The following is a 20,575-nucleotide window of genomic DNA, read 5'->3' on the forward strand; positions in this document are numbered from 1 at the left end:
AGTGCCAGGCAACAAATATGCTGGCTGATGCACCGCTATCGCCAGCAAGCGGAGCGCCGCCCGGCCGTCTTCCACAGTTTCAGGTGTCCACGGTAAAAAAGGTGGGTGAATACAGGCGCAGTCAGCGCCGATCCGCCACCACCCCGATCAGGATCAACACCACCAGCAGCACGGGCGCCAGGCTGTAGTTGTTGAACTGGCTCAACCCCCGCACGACCCAGGGCGTGGCATAGATCAGCGCCAGGCCGCTGCCGATCATGCACAGCAGGGCCATCAGCGGCACGCGCAAGGCGCCGGCGATGCTGCCCAGGCGCTGGTCGACCCAGGCCTTGAGATCTGCTCCGAACAGCACCAGCAGGCATCCCACCAGCGCCAGGGAAATTTCCGATAGGTTGCTGCGACTCCAGCGCGATACCGTGGCAAGCAGGCCGAGTATCAGGTCCATGGGGTTTCCTTAGGTCAAAAAGTGTTGCAGCAGGTCATTGAGAAACAGCTGCCCGCGAGCGGTCGCGACCAGGCGTGTCGGTTCGACCTGCAACAGGCCGCTTTGTTCTGCCTCGGCCCGTCCTTCGTTCAAACTGTCGAGACTAAGCCCGGTGCGTTGCGCAAACAAGACCGCGTCGACCCCTTCGGTCAACCGCAGGGCGTTCATCAGGAACTCGAACGGCAGCTCATCGTTGTCCAGGATCTTCTCCCCGGCCTGGAAGTTCTTGGCCGGATTGAGGTAGTCCTTGGGCAGGCGAGTCTTCCAGGTGCGCACGATGCGCCCGTCCGGGTGGCTGAGCTTGCCGTGGGCACCGGCCCCGATGCCGATGAAGTCACCGAAGCTCCAGTAGTTCAGGTTGTGCCGCGCCGCCCGGCCGGGCTGGGCGTAGGCCGATACTTCGTACTGCGCGTAGCCGTGCTCGGCCAGCAGGGCCTGGCCGGCTTCCTGGATGTCCCACAGGGTGTCGTCCTCCGGCAGCGTCGGCGGCTGGTTCCAGAACACCGTGTTCGGTTCCAGGGTCAGCTGGTACCAGGACAGGTGCGTCGGTTTCAGCGCGATGGCCTGGCGCAGGTCGCCCAGGGCGTCCTCCAGGGACTGGTCGGGCAGGCCGTGCATCAGGTCCAGGTTGAAGTTGTCGAAGCCGGCCTGGCGCGCCATGTCCGCCGCGCGCACGGCTTCGCCGCCGGTGTGGATGCGACCGAGGGCCTTGAGCTTTTCTTCCTGGAAACTCTGGATGCCGATCGACAGGCGATTGATGCCCAGTTGCCGGTAGGCCGTGAACTTCTCCTGCTCGAACGTTCCGGGGTTGGCTTCCAGGGTGATCTCGATGTCGCTGGCGAACGGGATGCGTGCCTCGACGCCCTTGAGCAGCCGGCCCAGCGCCTGGGGGCTGAACAGGCTGGGCGTACCGCCGCCGAAGAAGATCGAGCTCAGCTCGCGGCCATAGGCGGCCGGCAGGTCCTGTTCGAGGTCGGCCAGCAGCGCGTCGACATACTCTTCTTCGGGCAGCACGGGGCTGGCGGCGTGGGAGTTGAAGTCACAGTAGGGGCACTTGCGCACGCACCAGGGAATATGGATGTACAACGCCAGGGGCGGCAGTTGCGGCAAGGCCGCCCGAGGAGGTTGCGCACCGCCGTGGATCAGCGGCAGCGCGGGGGAAGTCCGGGTCATTGCAGGCCCAGGCGTTGCCGCAGCAGAACCATGGCGCGGGCGCGATGGCTGAGTTGGTTCTTTTCCACCGGGTTCAGTTCGGCGCTGGAGCAGTTGCGCTCGGGCACCCAGAACAGCGGGTCGTAGCCGAAGCCGTGCTCGCCGCTGGCAGCGGTGAGGATGCGGCCGTGCCAGAGACCTTCGCAGAGGATCGGCAGCGGATCGTCGGCATGCCGGACCAGCGCCAGCACGCAGACGAACTGCGCGCCGCGCTCGGCTTCAGGCACGTCCTTGAGTGCTTCGAGCAGCTTGGCGTTGTTCGCCGCGTCGCCCTTGCCGTCGGCGTAGCGGGCCGAGTAGATGCCCGGCGCGCCGCCGAGGAAATCCACCGCCAGGCCCGAATCGTCGGCCAGTGCCGGAAGGCCGGAGAGGCGCGCGGCATTGCGGGCCTTGAGGATCGCGTTCTCGACGAACGACAGGCCGGTTTCCTCCGGCTCGACACTGCTGAACTCGCCGACCGAGCGCAACTGCACCGAGTCGCCGAGCATCGCCTGCAGTTCCTTGAGTTTGCCAGCGTTATGGCTGGCCAGTACCAATTGGGTGAGGTTCATCATTCGCCTGGGAAAAGCTCTTGGTTGAAGCTGAAGGTATGGGTTTGCCCGCCACTGGTCACCGCGATCTCGAAGGTCCGGTTTTCCTGCTGGGGCACCGGAAACTGGGCGATGTAGTACACCGCGCCCTGCTCGTTGACCTGCTTGAAGGCGAGCGGCAGACGCTTGTTGGTCAGGTCCTTGACGGCACCGCTGAGCTGGGCGACCGCCGGCTTGCCGGCCTTGAGCACCGCGACGTTGATCACGCCCTGGTTCTTGCTGCGCACCAGTTCGTTCGCCTTGGCGATGTCCGGTTGCAGGTAGGTGGAGTTGAACGTGTTGTAGTGCACGGTGATATCACCGAACACTTCCTGGCGCTCGCCCTTGATGGCGTCGGCGGCCATGGCCGACAGGCCCAGGCAGGCACTCAATAGAAAAATCGCCAGACGTCCCATGGTCATCCTCCTCGAACTCGCGTGATTCATACCGCGATCTTGTGATCCTGCAGGCTGGGGCTGCTGACGCGGTAGATGCCGATCTCTCCCAACAGATTAGGCCATAGCTTACTGGCCCACCCGTGGCGATGCTGTTGATCCACGGCAAGCCGATCGATGACCTTGGCCTGGCGCTCGCGGCACAGTTCCTCGAAGTCCTCGAAGGTACAGAAGTGGATGTTCGGCGTGTTGTACCAGGTGTATGGCAGGAATTCCGAGACCGGCATCCGGCCCTTGCTCGCCAGGTACCAGCGGCAGCGCCAGTGGCCGAAGTTGGGGAAGGTGATGATGCACTGGCGGCCGACCCGGAGCATTTCGTCGAGGATCTTGTCCGGGTAGTGCACGGCCTGCAGGGCCTGGGTCATGACCACGATGTCGAAACTGTTGCTGGCGAAGTTGCCCAGGCCCTTGTCCAGGTCCTGCTCGATGACGTTGATGCCCTTGGCCACGCAGGCGGCGATGTTGTCTGCGTCGTTTTCCAGGCCGTAGCCGCTGACCTGCTTGTTGTCGCGCAGCCAGCTCAGCAGTTCGCCATCACCGCAGCCGAGGTCGAGCACGCGGCTGCCGGCGGGGATCCAGTCTTGGATGATTTCCAGGTCGGCTCTCATGGCGTCCTCACAGCGTAATTCGGTTCATGTAGTTGCCGAACGCCTGCAGGTAACGCGGGATCGGGATCAGGAAGGCGTCGTGGCCTTGTGGTGCGTCGATTTCCAGGTAGCAGACGTCCTTGCGCGCAGCCATCAGCGCATCGACCACTTCCCGCGAACGGGCCGGCGAGAAGCGCCAGTCGGTGGTGAAGGACATCACGCAGAAGCTGGCCTTGGCGCCGGCGAAGGTCCTGGCCAGGTTGTTGTCGAAGCCGGCTGCCGGGTCGAAGTAGTCCAGCGCCTTGGTCATCACCAGGTAGGTGTTGGCGTCGAAGCGACCGGAGAATTCCTCGCCCTGGTAGCGCAGGTAGCTTTCGACCTGGAACTCGACGCTGTGGAAGTCGTAGTTGAGCTTGTCGCTCTTGAGGCCACGACCGAATTTCTCGCCCATGGAGTCGTCGGACAGGTAGGTGATATGCCCGACCATCCGCGCCAGCATCAGCCCGCGCTTGGGAATCACGCCGTGTTCCTGGAACGAGCCGCCGTGGAACTCGGGGTCGGTGAGGATCGCCTGGCGCGCCACTTCGTTGAAGGCAATGTTCTGCGCCGACAGCTTGGGCGCCGAGGCAATGGCGACGCAGTGGCGTACGCGATCCGGGTAGGTGATGGTCCACTGCATGGCCTGCATGCCGCCAAGGCTGCCGCCGACCACTGCCGCCCATTGGTCGATGCCCAGGCGATCGGCGAGGCGGGCCTGGCTGTGCACCCAGTCTTCCACGGTCAGTACCGGGAACTCGGCGCCGAACGGTTTGCCGGTTTCCGGATTGAGGCTGCTGGGCCCGGTGGAGCCATTGCAGCCGCCGAGGTTGTTCAGGCTGACGACGAAGAACTTGTTGGTGTCGATCGGCTTGCCGGGGCCGATGCAACTGTCCCACCAGCCCGGCTTGCGGTCTTCGGCGCTGTGGTAGCCAGCCGCGTGGTGGTGGCCGGACAGGGCGTGACAGATCAGCACCGCGTTGCTCGCCGTGGCGTTGAGGGTGCCGTAGGTTTCGTAGATCAGATCGTAGGCCGGCAGGGAGCGACCACAGGCCAGGGCCAGGGGCTCGCTGAAATGTGCTGTTTGCGGCACGACCAGCCCGACGGAATCGTGGGGAAAGACACTGGACATCGACCCTGCTCACGCTTGAATGAGGCGTAAGTCTAATGAGCGGGGGGATCAGCGGCAAGCGGCGGCCTGCGTGGCGAGTCCATTTGAGAAGTGGTAGCGGTCCTGTGGCGAGCGGGCTTGCCCGCGTTCGGCTGCGAAGCAGTCGTAAACCAGTAGTCTCGGTCTACCTGGCAGAATGATTCGCCGATTTTAGGATCGCTTCGCGACCCAGCGCGGGCAAGCCCGCTCGCCACACTTACCGCATCAGATCAGCCGGAACAGTACTTCAGGCATGCCGCTCATCACTGCCAATGGCGGGATCACGTAGCTCTGCAGCAGTTGGATCACCAGGAACGCCAGGATCGGCGAGATATCCAGCCCGCCGAGGTTCGGCACGATCTTGCGGAACGGTGCCAGCACTGGCTCGCTGATCTGGTACACCAGTTCGGCCGCCGGGCTGTGGCTGTTCGGCGCGACCCAGGACAGGATCACGCTGATGATCATGGCGAAGAAGAACACCTTGAGGAACAGCGAGGTGACGCCGATGATCGCCCAGATCAGCAGGTAGCCGATGTTGCCGGTCACGCCGTAGCTGAGCAGCAGGATCACCGCCATCAGCAGCATCTGCACGATGATCGCCAGCACCAGCGAGGACATGTCCAGGCCGAACAGGCTCGGGATCACCCGGCGCATCGGCTTGAGCAGCGGCTGGGTGGCCTTGACGGTGAACTGGCACAGCGGGTTGTAGAAGTTGGCCCGCACCAGTTGCAGGATGAAGCGCAACAGAACCACCAGCAGATACAGGCTGCCCAGGGTCTGGATGACGAAGATGGCAGCGCTATTGAGTGCAAACATCAAGTATTTCCTCGCGAATTACTGACCGAGTTGCTCGGCCATTTCGGCCGAGCGCTGGGCGGCGGCGCCGAGCGCCTTTTCTACCAGGGCTTCGAAGCCTCCGGCCTGGAACGTCTTGATCGCCGCTTCCGTGGTGCCGGCCGGAGAGGTTACCCGACGGCGCAGCTCGGCGGCATCCACGTCGCTGGCAACCGCCATGTGCGCGGCGCCCAGGGCGGTCTGCTGGCTCAGCTGGATGGCGACATCGCGCGGCAGGCCGAGCTTCTCGCCGGCGGCGGTCATGGCTTCGATCAGCAGGAAGAAGTACGCCGGGCCGCTGCCGGATACCGCGGTGACCGCGTCCAGTTGCTGCTCCTCATCCAGCCACAGGGCCGAGCCGACGGCCGCCAGCAGGGTCTGTGCCTGCTGGCGCTGTTCGGCGCAAACCCGGGGGGTGGCGTACAGGCCGCTGACACCCTTGCGCAGCAGCGAAGGGGTGTTGGGCATGCAACGCACCACCGGCTGCTCGCCGAGCCAGTTGTTCAGGCTGGCGCAGGTGATACCGGCAGCGATGGACACCACCAGTTGGTTGGCCTTGAGGCTGGGGCGCAGCGCCTCGCACACGGCTTTCATGGCCTGTGGCTTGACCGCCAGCACCACCACGTCGGCGCCCTGGATGGCTTCGGCGTTGTCGGCGAACACTTCGATGCCGTGTTCGGCGGCAACCCGGGCACGGGTCTCGGCGCCCGGATCGCTGGCGCGAATCAACGCGGCATCCAGACCCTCGGCGCGCAAACCGCCGATCAGGCTGGCTGCCATGTTGCCGGCGCCGATGAAGGTGATTCGATTCTTGCTCATGATGGATCCTTAGAACGAGAGTGTGGGGCCCTTTCAGGCCTGGCCATAGTCGCGGGCACCAAACAGGGCGGTACCGATCCGCACCCAGGTGGCGCCTTGGGCAATGGCCGACTCGAGGTCGTGGCTCATGCCCATGGAAAGTGTGTCGAGCGGCAGGTCGAGGCTGTTCTGCAAGGTTCGCACGGTGGCGAACGCGGCGTCTTGTGCGGCACGCTCTTCGGTTGGTTCGGGAATTGCCATCAGCCCGCGCAGCGCCAGGTTCGGCAGGGCGCCGATGGCTGCGGCCAGGGCCGGCAGGTCGGCCGGGGTGCAGCCGGACTTGCTGTCCTCGCCGCTGACGTTGACCTGGATGCAGATGTTCAGCGGCGGCAGGTCGGCCGGGCGTTGTTCGGACAGGCGTTGTGCGATTTTCAGGCGATCCACGGAATGCACCCAGTCGAAATGCTCGGCAATGGCTCGAGTCTTGTTCGATTGAATGGGGCCGATAAAGTGCCAACACAAGGGCAGGTCGGTCAATTCTGCCTGCTTGCCGAGGGCTTCCTGCAGGTAGTTCTCGCCAAAATCCGCGAGACCTGCGGCGTGGGCTTCGCGAATGGCCTCGGCGGGCTTGGTCTTGCTCACGGCGAGCAGCTGGACGTCGGCGGCATTGCGGCCTGCAGCCTGGGCGGCGGCGCGGATACGAGCTGCAACGGAGGCAATGTTGTCTGCTATCGTGGTCATCAATCTCGCCCGCAGTTGAAAAGTCTGCGGCATTCTACCTGTATTGGGGAGCCTCATGGATATCACCGAGCTGCTGGCCTTTAGCGCCAAACAGGGCGCGTCGGACTTGCACCTCTCGGCCGGATTGCCGCCGATGATCCGGGTCGATGGCGATGTGCGCCGGATCAACCTGCCGGCGCTGGACCACAAGCAGGTCCATGACCTGATCTATGACATCATGAATGACCGCCAGCGCAAGGACTACGAGGAGTTCCTGGAAACCGACTTCTCCTTCGAGGTGCCGGGAGTGGCGCGCTTCCGGGTCAACGCGTTCAACCAGAACCGCGGTGCCGGTGCGGTATTTCGAACCATCCCGTCGAAGGTCCTGACCATGGACGACCTGGGCATGGGCGAGGTGTTCCGCAAGATCACCGAGGTGCCCCGTGGCCTGGTGCTGGTGACCGGGCCGACCGGCTCGGGCAAGTCGACCACCCTGGCGGCGATGATCGACCACCTGAACAACAACAGGCACCACCATATCCTCACCATCGAGGACCCGATCGAATTCGTCCACGAGTCGAAGAAATGCCTGGTCAACCAGCGTGAAGTGCACCGCGATACCCAGAGCTTCTCGGCGGCGCTGCGTTCGGCCCTGCGGGAAGACCCGGACGTGATCCTGGTGGGCGAGATGCGTGACCTGGAAACCATCCGCCTGGCGCTGACCGCTGCGGAAACCGGGCATCTGGTGTTTGGCACCCTGCACACCACCTCGGCGGCGAAGACCATCGACCGGGTGGTCGACGTGTTCCCCGCGGAAGAGAAGTCCATGGTCCGCTCGATGCTTTCCGAGTCGTTGCAGGCGGTGATTTCCCAGAGCCTGTTGAAGAAGATCGGCGGCGGACGGGTGGCGGCCCATGAAATCATGCTGGGCACCCCGGCGATCCGCAACCTGATCCGCGAGGACAAGGTGGCGCAGATGTACTCGTCGATCCAGACTGGCGGCTCGCTGGGCATGCAGACCCTGGACATGTGCCTCAAGGATCTGCTGAGCAAGGGCCTCATTGCCCGCGACAGTGCCCGGGAAAAGGCGAAAATTCCCGACAACTTTTAGTGACCTGTGTGGCTGATTCGCATACTCAACCTTGGCCCAAGGCATTCGCCGGAATACCTTGCCACTCCTCGCCTTGGCCCTTGCCTGGAACTCGAGTTTGAATATTCGAATCAACCGTGCAGGTCATTGAGTCTTCTACGCTGTCATACAGGTTATGCCTGAGCTGACGCGGAGACACTCATGGAGTTCGAGAAACTGCTGCGCCTGATGGTGGAAAGGGGCGGCTCCGACTTGTTTATCACCCCTGGCCTGCCACCTTCGTTGAAGGTCAACGGCCAGATAGTACCGGTCACTCGCAACGCGCTGACCGTGGAACAGACCCAGGATGCGGTCTACGGCCTGATGAACGAGCGCCAGCGGCTGGACTTCAGCCACCTGCACGAGTGCAATTTCGCCATCCAGCCCAAGGGCATTGGCCGTTTCCGGGTCAGCGCCTTCTACCAGCGCAGTCAGCCGGGCATGGTGTTGCGGCGTATCGAGACACGGATTCCGCAACTGGCCGACCTCAAGCTGCCGCCGATCATCGAGCAACTGTCGCTGCTCAAGCGGGGCCTGGTGATGTTCGTCGGTGCCACCGGGGCCGGCAAGTCGACCTCGCTGGCGGCGATGATCGGCCACCGCAACCAGCAGGGCAGCGGGCATATCGTGACGATCGAGGACCCGATCGAGTTCATCCACGAACACCAGAACTGCATCATCACCCAGCGGGAAGTGGGGATCGACACCGATTCCTACGAGGTGGCGCTGAAGAACACCCTGCGCCAGGCCCCGGACCTGATCATGATCGGCGAAGTGCGCAGCCGCGAAACCATGAACCATGCCCTGGCCTTCGCCGAAACCGGTCACCTGTGCCTGGCCACCCTGCATGCGCCGAATGCCGACCAGGCGTTGGAGCGGATCATCAACTTCTTCCCCGTGGACCGTCACCCGCAGATCTGGATGGACCTGTCGCTCAACCTGCGGGCGATCGTCGCCCAGCAACTGATTCCGACGCAGGACGGCGCCAGCCGCCGGGCGGTGGTGGAGGTGTTGTTGAATACGCCCTTGATGGCCGACCTGATCCGCAAGGGCGAGATCAAGGGGCTCAAGCCGTTGATGAAACGTTCAACCGAGCAGGGCATGCAGACCCTCGACCAGGCCTTGTATGCGTTGTATCAGGAAGGCGTGATCAGTTATCGCGATGCCTTGGCGCACGCGGATTCGGCCAATGACCTGCGGCTGATGATCAAGCTGGAGAAGGGCGCGGGAGGCGAGGCGGTGGACCTGAGTCTCAACCCGCGGTGATGCGACAGCAGGCGCAATGCTTGTGGCGAGCGGGCTTGCCCGCGTTGGGGGCAAAGCCCCCCCAAAAAAAGCCAGGCAACACTGATTTGCCGGGTAGATCGGGTCAGCCGGGTTTGCGGCTGCCTTGCAGCCGAGCGCGGGCTAGCCCGCTCGCCACAAAAGCCCGTTTGCCACAAAAAGCCGCTCGGCACGGCAGGTCGGGCAAGGCGCGTTAGCGCTGGACGACCCGCATGTGGCCGGTCTGCTCTTTCGCAATCACCCGCTTGGCGACCGCGTAGTGGCTGGCCCAGTAGGGCTTCTTCAGCGTGTCGATGGTCACGGCCTTGCCACGACGCGGGGCGTGGATGAAGCGATCGTTGCCCAGGTAGATGGCGACGTGGTTGACCTTGCGGCTCTTGATGTTGAAGAACACCAGGTCACCCGGCTTCAGGTCCTTGCGATCGACCTTCTGGCCGTGGCCGGAAGCCATGGCGTTGGAAGTGCGTGGCAGGTCGCTGGCGGCGACACCGCTATAGGCGTACTTCACCAGCCCGCTGCAGTCGAAACCCTTGCTCGGGCTGCTGCCGCCCCAGCGATAGGGGGTGCCCAGCACATTCACCGCGCGGCTCAGGGCGGCGCTGCTCTGCTTGCTGTTCGGGGCACCGGCAACGCTGGCGGTGAGTTCGGCCTGTTTCACTTTGCCGTGGCTGGTGTGCTTGCCAGGACGTTTGCTGCTCGGAACGCTGATCTCGGAAAGTTTGGCGACAGCTGCAGGTGACTTTGCAGTGTGACCGTCGACATTGGGAAGACGTTGCTCACGATTGGTGGCGTGGGCGGCCAGTGGCATCAAAAGACAAATGGTCAGCCAAGTCTTGAAAAATGGTCGCATTAGGCAAGGCTCATATTGGTTAGCGCGCAACTTTATAACAGCTTTCGGGTCTTTCCGAGGCCGTTTGTCGAATCCATACAGGGGGCGGAGGGGCCCTGCGGCGGCGAAAAGAGACCCATGGGTCACGCGCAGCTCAGGTGCCACAAGGCTTTCAGCGATTTATGGCAAGACTCTGTTACATGTTTTGAGACAGTAAAAAAGTCACAAAAAAAGACGAAAAATTTATCTATCGGGCGCGGAGAGGGCATTTATGAACACCTATCGGCAGGATGGTACACCCGCCAACACCCACAACATCTTCCTCGGGTACTTGCTGTGGATCTTCGGCTTCACCGGTTCCCACCGCTTCTATTACGGCAAGCCGGTGACCGGAACGATCTGGTTTTTTACCTTGGGCTTGCTGGGGATCGGCTGGCTGATTGACGTATTCCTGATCCCGGGCATGGATCGCGAAGCTGACTTGCGATTTACCCCCGGTCCGTTGGACTACACCGTCGCGTGGCTATTGCTGACCTTCCTCGGCATATTCGGTGTGCACCGGATGTATCAGGGCAAGTGGATCACTGGCTTGCTCTATCTGGTGACTGGCGGGCTGCTGGGGCTGGGGGTGCTGTATGACTTCTGGACGCTGAATGACCAGGTTTCGCTGAGGAACAGCGGGCGGGGTTGATTGTGGGGTGGCAGACTACCCTGTGGCGAGCGGGCTTGTCGGGACGCCGCACCGCCGCGTTCGGCTGCAGGGCGGCCGTAAAACCTGCTTACCCGGTTTGCCTGCAGGATTGGTATTGTCTGGTTTAGGGGGGGGCTTTGCCCCCCCAGCGCGGGCAAGCCCGCTCGCCACACAAGCCCGTTCAGCACAGCATTATGGGCGCGCCGCGGTTTACGCCTGGTGGGTAATCCGCCCGTCCATCAGCGTGTAGCGCACCGTCCCCGGCAACGCATGGCCGATGAACGGGCAGTTTTCGCCGCGCGACAGCCACTGTTCGCCAGCGACGGTGGAGGTGCCCGGATCGAACAGCACCAGATCCGCCGCGCCACCCACCGCCAGCTTGCCCGCTGGCAGGCGCAGGGCGTCGGCCGGGCCGGCGCCCAGGCGGGCGAGCAGGGTTGGCAGGTCGAGCAGGCCGTCTTCAACCAGGGTCAATGCCAGCGGCAGCAGCAGTTCAACGCTGCTGATACCCGGTTCGGTCGCGCCGAACGGTGCCAGCTTGGCGTCACGCTCGTGGGGCTGGTGATGGCTGGAGATGGCGCTGACCACCCCGGACTTCACCGCCTCGCGCAGGCCGTCGCGATCGGCGCGGGTGCGCAGCGGCGGTTGCACGTGGTACAGGCTGGAGAAGTCGATCAGCGCTTCGTCGGTCAGGATCAACTGGTACAGCGCGACGTCGGCGGTGACCCGCAGGCCCTTGGCTTGGGCCTGGGCGATCAGGGCCACGCCGCGGGCGCTGGTCAGTTGGCTGAAGTGCGCGCGTACGCCGGTCTGCTCGACCAGCAGCAGGTCGCGGGCCAGGGCCACGGTTTCCGCCGTTTCCGGAATCCCCGGCAGGCCGAGGAAACTGGCGGTCGCGCCTTCGTGGGCCAGGCCGCCTTCGGCCAGGTCGTGGTCCTGGGAGTGGAACACCACTGTCAGGTCGAAGGTGGCCGCATATTCCAGCGCCCGGCACAGGGTGCGGGTGTTGCGGAAACTGTCCAGGCCGTTGCCGAACGCCACGCAGCCGGCATCGCGCAGGGCCACCAGCTCCGCCAGTTGCTCGCCTTCCAGACCCTTGCTCAGGGCGCCGATCGGGAACACCTTGGTATTGCCGGCCTCACGGGCGCGGTCGAGGATCAGCTCGGCGACCGCCGAAGTGTCCAGTACCGGCTTGGTCCGGGGCGGACAGCACAGGCTGGTGACACCGCCCGCTGCGGCGGCGCGGGTTTCGCTGGCGATGCTGCCCTTGCGGCTGTAGCCCGGCTCACGCAGGGCGACGTTCAGGTCGACCAGCCCTGGTGCGGCGACCAGACCCTTGGCATCAATGGTCGCGGCCGGGCCGAAGCCTGCCGGGGCGGCGCCGATGGCGACGATCTTGCCGGCTTCCAGGTGCAGGTCGCTGACCTGGTCCAGGCCGCTGCTCGGGTCGATGACGCGGGCGCCAATAATGCTGAGCTTCACTGGGCGTTCTCCTGCTCGAATTGGCGCTGGGCAGTCTGCCCGCTCATGGCCATGGACAGCACGGCCATGCGTACGGCGATGCCGTAGGTAACCTGGTTGAGGATGACCGAGCGCGGGCCGTCGGCCACCGCCGATTCGATCTCCACGCCGCGGTTGATCGGGCCCGGGTGCATGACGATGGCATCCGGCTTGGCGCCGGCCAGGCGCGTGGTGGTCAGGCCGAACAGGCGGTAGAACTCGCCCTCGCTGGGCAGCAGGCCACCGGTCATGCGCTCGCGCTGCAGGCGCAGCATGATCACCACGTCGACATCCTTCAGGCCTTCGGCCATGTCGGTGTAGACCTTCACCCCGTACTGCTCGATACCGATCGGCAGCAGGGTCTTCGGTGCGATCACGCGGATATCCGGGCAGCCGAGGGTTTTCAGCGCCAGCATGTTCGAACGGGCGACCCGCGAGTGCAGGATGTCGCCGACGATCGCCACCGAAAGGTTTTCGAAGCCGCCCTTGTGTCGACGGATGGTCAGCATGTCGAGCATGCCCTGGGTCGGGTGGGCATGGCGACCGTCGCCGCCGTTGATGATCGCCACCTGCGGGCAGACATGCTCGGCGATGAAGTGTGCGGCACCGGAGTCGCCGTGGCGGACGACGAACATGTCGGCGGCCATGGCTTCCAGGTTGCGCAGGGTGTCGAGCAGGGTTTCGCCCTTGCTCGCCGACGAAGTCGACACGTTCAGCGAGATCACGTCGGCCGACAGCCGCTGGGCCGCCAGTTCAAAGGTGGTGCGGGTCCGGGTGGAGTTCTCGAAGAACACGTTGCACACGGTCTTGCCGCGCAGCAGCGGGACTTTCTTCACCGCCCGGGCGCCGACTTCGAGGAACGAGTCGGCGGTGTCGAGGATTTCGGTCAGCAGCTCGCGGGGCAGGCCGTCGAGCGACAGAAAATGGCGCAGCTGGCCCTGATCATTGAGCTGCAGGGGGCGCTTGGCGTCTGGAGGCGTCATCGCAGGGGACTCTTTTTAAGGTGCTTGAAGGGCCAGGTCTTGAAGTTCAAGCTGGAGCGGTGCGGGTCCGGACAATTTTACCCGTTCCGTGGGGGCCAGGGACAGGGTTGCGCCCACCACATTCGGGCGGATCGGCAACTCGGCGGCATCCAGGTCCAGCAGGCAGACCAGGGTCACGCTGGCCGGCCGGCCGTAGTCGAACAGCTCGTTGAGGGCCGCGCGGATGGTCCGGCCGCTCATCAGTACGTCGTCGATCAGCACCAGGTGCTGGCCTTCGATCTCGAACGGCAGCTCCGAAGGGCGCACCTGTGGGTGCAGGCCGTTCTGGCTGAAGTCGTCGCGGTAGAAGGAAACGTCCAGGGTACCCAGCGGCGCGTCGCTGTCCAGGGCCTTGAGCAGTGCCTGGGCGACCCACACACCACCGGTGCGGATGCCGATGTAGCGTGGCGTGTCGATGGCTCGCTGCTGCAGATTGGCCTTGAGGCGGGTGGCCATCTGGTCGATCAGTTCGGCGGGATTGGGCAGGCTCATGGTGGCTCCTTCAGGGGCCCTCGGCCGGCAGGCGCGGCGGGGGCTGAGACGGTACGACGCGCGGCGCCGTCAGGATTCGGGGGATACGGGGTTTTCTTCGATCCAGCTTTGCAGCAGCAGCTTGGCGGCGATGGCATCCACCGGATTATCGCGGTAGCTGCCTTTCTGCCCACCCTTGGCCATGCGTTCGCCCTTGGCCTCGAAAGTGGTCAGGCGTTCGTCCTGGGTAAAGAACGGCACGTTGTAGCGGCCATTCAGCCGGCGGGCGAATTTCTCCGCGCGGGCGCACATCTCGCTGGGGGTGCCGTCCATGTTCAGGGGCAGGCCGACCACCACCGCGTCGGGTTTCCACTCCTTGATCAGGGCTTCGACCTGGTTCCAGTCGGGCACGCCATTCTGTGCCTTGAGCGTGCACAGCTCGCGGGCCTGGCCGGTGACCATCTGGCCGACGGCAACGCCGATCTGCCGGGTGCCGTAGTCGAACCCCAGCAGCAGACGAATGTTGGCCATCAGGCGTGGCCCGCCTGGCTGGTGAGCAGGCTGAGGTTCACGCCCAGGCGCGCGGCCGCGGCGGCCAGGCGGTCTTCGCTCTCGGTGTTGAACAGGATTTCCGGGGAGAACGGGCAGGTCAGCCAGGCGTTGTCGGCCAGTTCGGCTTCCAGTTGCCCGGCTTCCCAGCCGGCGTAGCCGAGGGTGATCAGGCTGCGCTCGGGGCCGACGCCATCGGCGATGGCGAACAGCACGTCCTGGGAGGTCGACAGCGCCAGGCCTTCGAGTTCGACGGTAGCCTGGTAAGTCTTGCCGATGGGGTGCAGGACGAAACCGCGATCGGTCTGCACCGGGCCGCCGGAATAGATCGGAATATGCTGGCACAGCCCTGGTGGATCGATATCAGGGCGCAGTTGTTCGAGGATATCGGCCAGGTTCAGCGATTGCGGGCGGTTGATGACCAGTCCCATGGCACCGTTTGCGCTGTGCTCGACGATGTAGGTCAGCGTCTGCGCAAAGTTCGGGTCGGCCATATGCGGCATGGCGATCAGGAAGTGATGCTTGAGGTACGTCGGGGTGAGGTTTTTCATGAACCCTAGTGTGGCGGTGGGCGGGCGAACTGACAAGCCGGATGGCGCTCAATTGCTGGACAGGCGGTCACCCCGGGCGAAACGCCAGGTGCGGATGATCTCCAGGCGATCGATGTCCGACAGGTCGCCAGTGAAGGGCGCGAACGGCGCCGCCAGCCGAACGATGCGTTGCGCGGCCTGGTCCAGCAGCGGCTGGCCGGACGATTCGAGCACCAGCACCTCGTACAGCGAACCGTCGCGGTTGATCGACACCATCAGCCGCAGGCTGCCGTAGATCTGCTGGCGGCGGGCTTCGTCGGGGTAGTTGAGGTTGCCGATGCGTTCGACCTTCTTGCGCCACTCGTCCTTGTACCAGGCGCCCTTGTCGCGCATGGTCGAGGCCGCGCTCAGGCGGTGGATGCGCGGCCTCTTGGCATACAGCTGGCGTTCCTTGGCCAGTTCCGCCTCCAGGCTGGCGATGTCGCTGGACAACTGCGAGCTGTCGAAGGTCGGGGTTTCGGCCCTGGGCAGCTCTTGCGGCTTGGGCTCTTCGTGGCGGGTAACGGTTTTCTTCGGTTTTGGCGCGACGGTGGCGACTGCCGCCTTGGGCGTCGCTTCGGTGACTTGTGGCTTGGCCGGCGGTGGCGTGGCGACCTTGTTGACGCTGTTGTCCTGGAACGGCGCGACCTCGGTGGTGGTCGGGATCGCCTTTTTATCCAGGGTGCCGCTGCCTTGCTGGTTTTCCTGGGCGAGGAAATCGGCCTTGGCCGGCCTGGTCTCGCTCTTGAAGGTGGCCAGGGTGATTTCCAGGGTCCTGCTGACCTGCTTGGGCTCGACGAAACTGAACCCCACCCCGAGCAGCAGGGCCAGGTGGATCAGCGCGGCGAGAAACAGGGTAAAGCCGAGCCGATCGGCCGGGCGCACGCCGGTGCGGTAGAGTTCGGGAGGCAGATCGGCGGGGAGAGTCATGACCAGAAAACCAACATCACGCGTTTCAGAGGCGATGCATCATAGCGCAATGTTGGTTTCATCTCGGCTGTTCTACATCAACGGCTCTTGAGCTTCTGCTCGATGGCATCCATCAGCAGGCCGCCGATGTGGGTGCCGAAGGCGTTGTCGATCTCGCGGATGCAGGTCGGGCTGGTGACGTTGATTTCCGTCAGGTGCTCGCCGATCACATCAAGACCCACAAACAACAGGCCCTTTTCCCGCAAGGTCGGTCCAACCTGGGCGGCGATCCAGCGGTCGCGTTCCGTCAGCGGTCGGGCTTCGCCACGGCCACCGGCGGCCAGGTTGCCACGGGTTTCACCGCTGGCCGGGATGCGTGCCAGGCAATAAGGGACCGGCTCGCCGTCGACCATCAGGATGCGCTTGTCGCCGTCCTTGATCGCCGGCAGGTAGGCCTGGGCCATGATCTGCTGGTTGCCCAGGGCGGTCAGCGTCTCGAGGATCACCGACAGGTTCGGGTCACCGACCCGGTGACGGAAGATCGACGTGCCGCCCATGCCGTCCAGCGGCTTGAGGATCACATCGCCGTGCTTGGCAGCGAATTCACGCAATACGTCGGCGCGGCGACTGACCACGGTCGGTGGCGTGCATTGCGGGAATTGGGTGGCGAACAGTTTTTCGTTGCAGTCGCGCAGGCTCTGGGGCTTGTTCACCACCAGTACGCCGGCCCGTTCAGCTTGCTCCAGCAGGTAGGTGGAGTAGACGAACTCCATGTCGAACGGCGGGTCCTTGCGCATCAGGATCACGTCCAGGTCGCTCAGGGCCGTGTCGGTTTCCGCCTCCAGTTCGAACCAGTGCTCGGGATTGGCGAACACTTTCAGCGGTTTCATCCGTGCCCGGGCCACGCCGGCGTCCTGGTAAAGGTCCTGCTGTTCCATGTAGAACAGGGTCCAACCGCGCTCCTGGGCGGCCAGCAGCATGGCCAGCGAGCTGTCCTTCTTGTAGGAAATGCTCGCAATGGGGTCCATGACAATGCCGAGACGAACGCTCATGGGCTATATCCTCTGTAGGCCGTGAAGGCCGTGATGACTTGAAAAGTGGCGTCAGAGTGGCGCTGCGGATGTTTGCGGTCAAGGAAAAGCTCGGGCAGGAGCCGCGCATGGATTGCGTAGGGAGACTGTGCTAAAAAGGTTCGCAGCCTGTACGAAATCCTTGCGCATCAAGGGTTTCGCGCCCGGAAACCGGGCATCCCTGGAAAACGCGTCGCTGTGGCGATGGTAGAGCAGATATGGAACAGCATTCCACAGCCTTGAAAGTCATGGTCATCGATGACTCCAAGACGATTCGCCGTACCGCCGAAACGCTGCTCAAGCATGTCGGCTGCGAAGTCATTACGGCCGTCGACGGTTTCGAAGCGCTGGCCAAGATAGCCGATCACCACCCGGGCATCATCTTCGTCGACATCATGATGCCGCGCCTGGATGGCTACCAGACCTGCGCCCTGATCAAGAACAACAGTGCGTTCAAGTCGACGCCGGTGATCATGCTGTCCTCCAAGGACAGCCTGTTCGACAAGGCCAAGGGGCGTATCGTCGGCTCTGATCAGTTTTTGACCAAGCCGTTCAGCAAGGACGAGTTGCTGGAGGCGATCAGGGCGCATGTCCCGGGGTTCACGGCAACAGAACAAGTACTTTGACGGGCGGCCGCCGGGCTGCCTGCTTTATAAGAAATGGGGAACACCATGGCACGCATCCTGATCGTCGATGATTCGCCGACTGAAATGTACAAACTGACCGGCATGCTGGAAAAGCACGGTCATGAAGTCCTCAAGGCCGAGAACGGTGCCGATGGCGTGGCCCTGGCGCGCCAGGAGAAGCCCGATGCGGTGCTGATGGATATCGTCATGCCCGGCCTCAACGGCTTCCAGGCGACCCGGCAACTGACCAAGGACCCGCAAACCGCGGCGATCCCGGTGATCATCATCACCACCAAGGACCAGGAGACCGACAAGGTCTGGGGCACGCGCCAGGGCGCAAGGGACTACCTGACCAAGCCGGTCGACGAGGAAACCCTGCTCAAGACCCTGAACAACGTCCTGGCTGGCTGACGGCCGGCGCCCATGGCCGATTCGCCGACCGCCTTCCAGCTGTTGCTGGAGATCGACCAGCGCTGCCGTGCGCTGGCGGCGGACCTGCCGTCCCAGGAAACCCGCCAGGATACCTGGAGCGGCATCGGTTTCCGGCTTGGCGAGCAGTGGTACGTGGCGCCCATGGGCGAAGTGGCCGAGGTGCTGCATGAGCCGCGCTACACCCTGTTGCCGGGGGTGAAGGCCTGGGTCAAGGGGGTGGCCAACCTGCGCGGGCGGCTGCTGCCGATCATGGACCTGTGCGGTTTCTTCGGTCATGAGTTGTCGGCAGTGCGCAAGCAGCGGCGGGTGCTGGTGCTGGAGTACAAGGATGTCTTCGTCGGCCTGCTGGTGGACGAAGTGGCGGGCATGCAGCATTTTCCCCAGGGCAGCCGGCAGATGTATTCGGTCGAGCGCCCGGAGCGGGTGGTCGCGCCCTTTGTGCAGGGCTGTTTCAGGCGCGGGCGCGACTGGTGGGTGTTCAGCCCGTTCAGCCTGGCGCAGGCACCGGGGTTTCTTGATGTCGCGGTTCAATAATGTGTCCGGCTCGTGCAGGGCCTGCTTCCACAGTAGTACAGGCAGGGGCCTGAGATGATCAAAGGCAAAACCGGTAACCCCGAACAGGCCTCGCGCAGTCGTTCGCAGATCATCGTGCTGTTCATCGCGCTGATCGTGTTCATCATGTTGTTGTTCGCCAACTTCGCGTACCTCAACACCCAGTCCACCTACGACAAGCAGTACATCAGCCACGCTGGCGAGTTGCGCGTGCTGTCCCAGCGTATCGCCAAGAACGCCACCGAAGCCGCTTCCGGCAAGGCCGCGGCATTCAAGCTGCTCAGTGACGCGCGCAACGATTTCGCCCAACGCTGGGGCTACCTGAAGAAAGGCGACCCCTCCACCGGCTTGCCCGCCGCGCCGCTGGCGGTGCATAACGAAATGCATGCGGTGCAGCTGGACTGGGAAAACCTGCTGAAAAATACCGACGCGATCCTCGCCAGCGAACAGACCGTACTGTCCCTGCACCAGGTGGCGGCGACCCTGGCTGAAACGGTGCCGCAATTGCAGGTGGAATACGAGAAGGTCGTGGAGATTCTCCTGCAGCGGGGTGCGCCGGCGGCCCAGGTGGTCATGGCCCAGCGCCAGTCATTGCTCGCCGAGCGCATTCTCGGCGCGGTGAACACTGTGCTGGCAGGCGACGAAACCTCGTCCCAGGCCGCCGATGCCTTCGGTCGCGACGCCGCGCGTTTCGGCCAGGTACTCAATGGCATGCTGCAGGGCAATGCCGCGCTGAAGATTTCCCAGGTCGAGGACAAGGACGCCCGGGCCCGTCTCGGCGAAATTGCCGAACTCTTCGAATTCGTCTCCGGCTCCGTCGACGAGATCCTCGAAACCTCGCCGGAACTGTTCCAGGTCCGCGAGTCCGCCAGCAGCATCTTCAGCCTGTCGCAGACCCTGCTGGACGAAGCCTCGCACCTGGCCAACGGTTTCGAGAACCTGGCCGGCGGGCGCTCCCTCGACACTATCGGTGGTTATGTCCTCGGTCTGCTGGCGCTGGCCTCGATCATCCTGATCGGCCTGGTGATGGTTCGCGAGACCAACCGCCAGTTGCACGAGACCGCGCAAAAGAACGAGCGCAACCAGCATGCGATCATGCGCCTGCTGGATGAAATCGAGGACCTGGCCGACGGCGACCTGACCGTGACCGCCTCGGTGACAGAGGATTTCACCGGTACCATTGCCGACTCGATCAACTATTCGGTGGACCAGTTGCGCGACCTGGTCGCGACCATCAACCTCACGGCCGGCAAGGTCGCCGCCGCGGTCCAGGAAACCCAGGCCACCGCGATGCAACTGGCCGAGGCCTCGGAGCATCAGGCCCAGCAGATCAGCGAGGCGTCGGCGGCGATCAGCGACATGGCCCAGTCCATCGACCAGGTGTCGGCCAATGCCGCCGAATCCTCGGCGGTGGCCGAGCGTTCGGTGGATATCGCCAACAAGGGCAACGAGGTGGTGCACAACACCATCCATGGCATGGACAACATCCGCGAGCAGATCCAGGACACCGCCAAGCGGATCAAACGTCTTGGTGAGTCTTCCCAGGAGATCGGCGATATCGTCAGCCTGATCGACGACATTGCCGAACAGACCAACATCCTCGCCCTCAACGCGGCGATCCAGGCTTCCATGGCCGGTGACGCCGGGCGCGGTTTCGCGGTGGTCGCCGATGAGGTCCAACGCCTGGCGGAACGCTCGTCCGCCGCGACCCGACAGATCGAGACGCTGGTGCGGGCGATCCAGACCGACACCAACGAAGCGGTGATCTCCATGGAACAGACCACCACCGAAGTGGTGCGCGGTGCGCGCCTGGCCCAGGACGCCGGGGTGGCCCTGGAGGAAATCGAGGGCGTGTCGAAAACCCTGGCGGCACTGATCCAGAGCATCTTCAATGCCGCCCAGCAGCAAACCTCGTCGGCCGGGCAGATCTCGCTGACCATGAACGTGATCCAGCAGATCACCACCCAGACTTCATCCGGTTCGACCGCTACCGCCGAAAGCATTGGCAACCTGGCGAAAATGGCCAGCCAACTGCGGCGTTCGGTCTCCGGCTTCACCTTGCCCCAGGCGCAAGACGCGCGGGAAACCCGGTAGTGC

24 protein-coding genes are annotated in these 20,575 nt (G+C 63.9%); 7 read left to right on the plus strand and 17 right to left on the minus strand.

Annotation, left to right across the window (positions count from 1 at the left end; all coding sequences use genetic code 11):
- Positions 1-121 precede the first annotated feature (121 nt).
- The 9 genes from AC6I6U_RS05505 to AC6I6U_RS05545 all read right to left on the minus strand — a co-directional run bounded on the left by AC6I6U_RS05505 (position 122) and on the right by AC6I6U_RS05545 (position 6,866).
- On the minus strand, positions 122-445 hold the full coding sequence (locus AC6I6U_RS05505) for a DUF3392 domain-containing protein (RefSeq protein ID WP_010444939.1): 324 nt from the start codon (positions 443-445) through the stop codon (positions 122-124).
- Positions 446-454: 9 nt separating this feature from the next.
- Positions 455-1,657: a radical SAM family heme chaperone HemW gene (hemW, locus tag AC6I6U_RS05510; protein WP_497881023.1), complete on the minus strand. Its 1,203-nt coding sequence runs from the start codon at positions 1,655-1,657 to the stop codon at positions 455-457.
- Entirely contained in the window at positions 1,654-2,250 is a 597-nt protein-coding gene (gene rdgB / locus AC6I6U_RS05515) for an RdgB/HAM1 family non-canonical purine NTP pyrophosphatase (protein WP_497881024.1), read from the minus strand. Before rdgB ends, hemW begins: the two co-directional genes overlap by 4 nt.
- The gene (locus AC6I6U_RS05520) at positions 2,247-2,681 is read right to left on the minus strand and encodes a DUF4426 domain-containing protein (protein WP_497881025.1); all 435 of its coding nucleotides are present in this window, start codon (positions 2,679-2,681) and stop codon (positions 2,247-2,249) included. Before AC6I6U_RS05520 ends, rdgB begins: the two co-directional genes overlap by 4 nt.
- 26 nt (positions 2,682-2,707) lie before the next feature.
- Positions 2,708-3,328, minus strand: coding sequence for a methionine biosynthesis protein MetW (metW, locus tag AC6I6U_RS05525; protein WP_497881026.1), 621 nt, complete (start codon positions 3,326-3,328; stop codon positions 2,708-2,710).
- A gap of 7 nt (positions 3,329-3,335) precedes the next feature.
- The gene (gene metX, locus AC6I6U_RS05530) at positions 3,336-4,475 is read right to left on the minus strand and encodes a homoserine O-succinyltransferase MetX (protein WP_497881027.1); all 1,140 of its coding nucleotides are present in this window, start codon (positions 4,473-4,475) and stop codon (positions 3,336-3,338) included.
- A 243-nt stretch (positions 4,476-4,718) separates the two neighbouring features.
- Complete coding sequence (locus AC6I6U_RS05535; RefSeq protein WP_497881028.1) at positions 4,719-5,309, minus strand: YggT family protein; 591 nt, start codon at positions 5,307-5,309, stop codon at positions 4,719-4,721.
- A gap of 18 nt (positions 5,310-5,327) precedes the next feature.
- Positions 5,328-6,146, minus strand: coding sequence for a pyrroline-5-carboxylate reductase (gene proC, locus AC6I6U_RS05540; protein ID WP_497881029.1), 819 nt, complete (start codon positions 6,144-6,146; stop codon positions 5,328-5,330).
- 33 nt (positions 6,147-6,179) lie between these two features.
- The gene (locus AC6I6U_RS05545) at positions 6,180-6,866 is read right to left on the minus strand and encodes a YggS family pyridoxal phosphate-dependent enzyme (RefSeq protein WP_497881030.1); all 687 of its coding nucleotides are present in this window, start codon (positions 6,864-6,866) and stop codon (positions 6,180-6,182) included.
- Between the two features lie 55 nt (positions 6,867-6,921).
- Here AC6I6U_RS05545 and AC6I6U_RS05550 point away from each other — a divergent pair, with 55 nt between their 5' ends.
- A complete protein-coding gene (locus AC6I6U_RS05550) occupies positions 6,922-7,956 on the plus strand; it encodes a type IV pilus twitching motility protein PilT (protein WP_497881031.1) in 1,035 nt (344 codons plus the stop codon).
- A 180-nt stretch (positions 7,957-8,136) separates the two neighbouring features.
- On the plus strand, positions 8,137-9,240 hold the full coding sequence (locus AC6I6U_RS05555; RefSeq protein WP_497881032.1) for a PilT/PilU family type 4a pilus ATPase: 1,104 nt from the start codon (positions 8,137-8,139) through the stop codon (positions 9,238-9,240).
- 211 nt (positions 9,241-9,451) lie between these two features.
- Here AC6I6U_RS05555 and AC6I6U_RS05560 read toward each other — a convergent pair whose 3' ends face one another.
- Complete coding sequence (locus AC6I6U_RS05560) at positions 9,452-10,108, minus strand: C40 family peptidase (RefSeq protein WP_497881033.1); 657 nt, start codon at positions 10,106-10,108, stop codon at positions 9,452-9,454.
- 250 nt (positions 10,109-10,358) lie between these two features.
- Here AC6I6U_RS05560 and AC6I6U_RS05565 point away from each other — a divergent pair, with 250 nt between their 5' ends.
- A complete protein-coding gene (locus AC6I6U_RS05565; protein ID WP_497881034.1) occupies positions 10,359-10,778 on the plus strand; it encodes a TM2 domain-containing protein in 420 nt (139 codons plus the stop codon).
- A gap of 210 nt (positions 10,779-10,988) precedes the next feature.
- Here AC6I6U_RS05565 and AC6I6U_RS05570 read toward each other — a convergent pair whose 3' ends face one another.
- The 7 genes from AC6I6U_RS05570 to gshB form a co-directional block, all read right to left on the minus strand.
- Entirely contained in the window at positions 10,989-12,260 is a 1,272-nt protein-coding gene (locus AC6I6U_RS05570) for a dihydroorotase (RefSeq protein WP_497881035.1), read from the minus strand.
- Entirely contained in the window at positions 12,257-13,261 is a 1,005-nt protein-coding gene (locus AC6I6U_RS05575; protein ID WP_497881036.1) for an aspartate carbamoyltransferase catalytic subunit, read from the minus strand. The genes AC6I6U_RS05570 and AC6I6U_RS05575 overlap by 4 nt, the downstream gene beginning before the upstream one ends.
- A gap of 15 nt (positions 13,262-13,276) precedes the next feature.
- Positions 13,277-13,792, minus strand: coding sequence for a bifunctional pyr operon transcriptional regulator/uracil phosphoribosyltransferase PyrR (gene pyrR, locus AC6I6U_RS05580; RefSeq protein WP_497881037.1), 516 nt, complete (start codon positions 13,790-13,792; stop codon positions 13,277-13,279).
- A 69-nt stretch (positions 13,793-13,861) separates the two neighbouring features.
- Positions 13,862-14,302 carry a Holliday junction resolvase RuvX gene (gene ruvX / locus AC6I6U_RS05585; protein ID WP_186686661.1) on the minus strand — a complete coding sequence of 147 codons (441 nt, stop codon included), beginning with the start codon at positions 14,300-14,302 and terminating at the stop codon, positions 13,862-13,864.
- A complete protein-coding gene (locus AC6I6U_RS05590; RefSeq protein WP_497881038.1) occupies positions 14,302-14,871 on the minus strand; it encodes a YqgE/AlgH family protein in 570 nt (189 codons plus the stop codon). The genes ruvX and AC6I6U_RS05590 overlap by 1 nt, the downstream gene beginning before the upstream one ends.
- Positions 14,872-14,919: 48 nt before the next feature.
- Complete coding sequence (locus AC6I6U_RS05595) at positions 14,920-15,819, minus strand: energy transducer TonB (protein ID WP_497881039.1); 900 nt, start codon at positions 15,817-15,819, stop codon at positions 14,920-14,922.
- A 77-nt stretch (positions 15,820-15,896) separates the two neighbouring features.
- Complete coding sequence (gene gshB / locus AC6I6U_RS05600) at positions 15,897-16,850, minus strand: glutathione synthase (RefSeq protein WP_497881040.1); 954 nt, start codon at positions 16,848-16,850, stop codon at positions 15,897-15,899.
- A gap of 236 nt (positions 16,851-17,086) precedes the next feature.
- On the opposite strand from gshB, the gene pilG reads away from it, so the two are divergent.
- Genes pilG through AC6I6U_RS05620 form a run of 4 tightly spaced genes read left to right on the plus strand, consistent with a single transcriptional unit; the run spans position 17,087 to position 20,572 of the window.
- Positions 17,087-17,494, plus strand: coding sequence for a twitching motility response regulator PilG (pilG, locus tag AC6I6U_RS05605; protein ID WP_497881041.1), 408 nt, complete (start codon positions 17,087-17,089; stop codon positions 17,492-17,494).
- A gap of 45 nt (positions 17,495-17,539) precedes the next feature.
- Positions 17,540-17,905, plus strand: coding sequence for a twitching motility response regulator PilH (gene pilH / locus AC6I6U_RS05610; protein WP_497881042.1), 366 nt, complete (start codon positions 17,540-17,542; stop codon positions 17,903-17,905).
- A gap of 12 nt (positions 17,906-17,917) precedes the next feature.
- The gene (locus tag AC6I6U_RS05615; RefSeq protein ID WP_497881043.1) at positions 17,918-18,460 is read left to right on the plus strand and encodes a chemotaxis protein CheW; all 543 of its coding nucleotides are present in this window, start codon (positions 17,918-17,920) and stop codon (positions 18,458-18,460) included.
- Between the two features lie 54 nt (positions 18,461-18,514).
- A complete protein-coding gene (locus AC6I6U_RS05620) occupies positions 18,515-20,572 on the plus strand; it encodes a methyl-accepting chemotaxis protein (RefSeq protein WP_497881044.1) in 2,058 nt (685 codons plus the stop codon).
- The last annotated feature ends 3 nt before the right edge of the window (positions 20,573-20,575 follow it).

The sequence above is a fragment of the Pseudomonas sp. UTLPPB19802 genome (assembly GCF_059730225.1).

Coding starts and splice junctions, on each gene's coding strand:
- AC6I6U_RS05560 (WP_497881033.1), bottom strand. CDS start 10,108: ATGCGACCATTTTTCAAGACTTGGCTGACCATTTGTCTTTTGATGCCA.
- AC6I6U_RS05535 (WP_497881028.1), bottom strand. CDS start 5,309: ATGTTTGCACTCAATAGCGCTGCCATCTTCGTCATCCAGACCCTGGGC.
- hemW (WP_497881023.1), bottom strand. CDS start 1,657: ATGACCCGGACTTCCCCCGCGCTGCCGCTGATCCACGGCGGTGCGCAA.
- ruvX (WP_186686661.1), bottom strand. CDS start 14,302: ATGGCCAACATTCGTCTGCTGCTGGGGTTCGACTACGGCACCCGGCAG.
- AC6I6U_RS05595 (WP_497881039.1), bottom strand. CDS start 15,819: ATGACTCTCCCCGCCGATCTGCCTCCCGAACTCTACCGCACCGGCGTG.
- metW (WP_497881026.1), bottom strand. CDS start 3,328: ATGAGAGCCGACCTGGAAATCATCCAAGACTGGATCCCCGCCGGCAGC.
- AC6I6U_RS05590 (WP_497881038.1), bottom strand. CDS start 14,871: ATGAAAAACCTCACCCCGACGTACCTCAAGCATCACTTCCTGATCGCC.
- pyrR (WP_497881037.1), bottom strand. CDS start 13,792: ATGAGCCTGCCCAATCCCGCCGAACTGATCGACCAGATGGCCACCCGC.
- AC6I6U_RS05520 (WP_497881025.1), bottom strand. CDS start 2,681: ATGGGACGTCTGGCGATTTTTCTATTGAGTGCCTGCCTGGGCCTGTCG.
- proC (WP_497881029.1), bottom strand. CDS start 6,146: ATGAGCAAGAATCGAATCACCTTCATCGGCGCCGGCAACATGGCAGCC.
- AC6I6U_RS05550 (WP_497881031.1), top strand. CDS start 6,922: ATGGATATCACCGAGCTGCTGGCCTTTAGCGCCAAACAGGGCGCGTCG.
- AC6I6U_RS05615 (WP_497881043.1), top strand. CDS start 17,918: ATGGCCGATTCGCCGACCGCCTTCCAGCTGTTGCTGGAGATCGACCAG.
- rdgB (WP_497881024.1), bottom strand. CDS start 2,250: ATGATGAACCTCACCCAATTGGTACTGGCCAGCCATAACGCTGGCAAA.
- gshB (WP_497881040.1), bottom strand. CDS start 16,850: ATGAGCGTTCGTCTCGGCATTGTCATGGACCCCATTGCGAGCATTTCC.
- metX (WP_497881027.1), bottom strand. CDS start 4,475: ATGTCCAGTGTCTTTCCCCACGATTCCGTCGGGCTGGTCGTGCCGCAA.
- pilH (WP_497881042.1), top strand. CDS start 17,540: ATGGCACGCATCCTGATCGTCGATGATTCGCCGACTGAAATGTACAAA.
- AC6I6U_RS05555 (WP_497881032.1), top strand. CDS start 8,137: ATGGAGTTCGAGAAACTGCTGCGCCTGATGGTGGAAAGGGGCGGCTCC.
- AC6I6U_RS05620 (WP_497881044.1), top strand. CDS start 18,515: ATGATCAAAGGCAAAACCGGTAACCCCGAACAGGCCTCGCGCAGTCGT.
- pilG (WP_497881041.1), top strand. CDS start 17,087: ATGGAACAGCATTCCACAGCCTTGAAAGTCATGGTCATCGATGACTCC.
- AC6I6U_RS05565 (WP_497881034.1), top strand. CDS start 10,359: ATGAACACCTATCGGCAGGATGGTACACCCGCCAACACCCACAACATC.
- AC6I6U_RS05545 (WP_497881030.1), bottom strand. CDS start 6,866: ATGACCACGATAGCAGACAACATTGCCTCCGTTGCAGCTCGTATCCGC.
- AC6I6U_RS05505 (WP_010444939.1), bottom strand. CDS start 445: ATGGACCTGATACTCGGCCTGCTTGCCACGGTATCGCGCTGGAGTCGC.
- AC6I6U_RS05575 (WP_497881036.1), bottom strand. CDS start 13,261: ATGACGCCTCCAGACGCCAAGCGCCCCCTGCAGCTCAATGATCAGGGC.